This window comes from Flavobacterium bomense (genome assembly GCF_003970355.1).
The window spans coordinates 1-1038 of sequence record NZ_RYDJ01000281.1 but is presented as its reverse complement, the minus strand read 5'-3'; the positions used below and the strand labels follow the sequence as shown (position 1 = coordinate 1038).

2 protein-coding genes are annotated in these 1038 nt (G+C 36.3%); both read left to right on the top strand.

Annotation, left to right across the window (positions count from 1 at the left end; translation table 11 throughout):
- On the top strand, positions 1 to 366 hold a 366-nt coding region (locus EKL98_RS17310), incomplete at its 5' end, for a DALR domain-containing protein (protein WP_317125414.1).
- A 155-nt stretch (positions 367 to 521) separates the two neighbouring features.
- A partial coding sequence (locus EKL98_RS17305) for a 3'-5' exonuclease (RefSeq protein WP_148104484.1) occupies positions 522 to 1038 on the top strand: 517 nt, incomplete at its 3' end.

Below are 1038 nucleotides of genomic sequence, written 5' to 3'. Positions count from 1 at the left end.
CAAAGTTGTTATGCAGCAATGAATGACGATTTTAATACTCCAATTCTAATCGCTAATTTATTTGAAGGAATTCGGTACATCAATTTATTAAATGATAATTCTGCTAGCCTCACAGCCGAAGATTTAAAATTATTTATTCATTCGACAAACACTTTTATCTTTGATGTTTTGGGACTTAAAGACGAAAAAGGTATTGAAAACAATAACGAAAAACTAGAAGGCGTAGTCAATATGCTAATAGGTATGCGAAATGAGGCTAGAGGCAATAAAGATTTTGCAATGTCAGATCAAATAAGAAATCAATTGATTGCCTTAGGAATTCAGTTGAAGGACGGGAAAGAAGGGACTACTTTTAGTATTCAGTAATCAGGCTGCAGATGGCAGGTTACAGATGGCAGATGGCAGGTTGCAGATTGCGTGCAGATTTAAAGTTGCAGATTGATTTACTAAAAATTTGTATGCTAATTGTATTTAAAGTTCCAATAGCTGATCACTAAAAAACTGAACACCGAACACTTATTTTGTACGCAATACTCGACATAGAAACCACAGGAGGACAATTCAACGAAGAAGGAATTACGGAAATTGCCATTTATAAATTTGACGGTCACGAAATCGTAGACCAGTTCATTAGCTTGGTCAATCCCGAAATTCCAATTCAGCCATTTGTAGTGAAATTGACTGGAATTAATAATGCCATGTTGCGCTCTGCTCCAAAGTTTTTTGAAGTAGCCAAACGCATTATCGAAATGACTAATGATTGCGTTTTAGTGGCACACAACGCCGATTTCGATTACCGAATTCTTCGCACTGAATTTCGTCGTTTGGGATATGATTTCAATATAAAAACACTTTGTACTGTCGAATTATCCAAGAGATTATTGCCAGAACAAACTTCCCACAGTTTAGGAAAATTGGTTCGAGCCTTAGGAATCCCAATGGCCGAAAGACATCGTGCGAGCGGCGATGCGATGGCAACTGTAAAATTGTTTAAAATGCTTTTAGACAAAGATTTGGATAAAGAAATCGTAAAAGAAC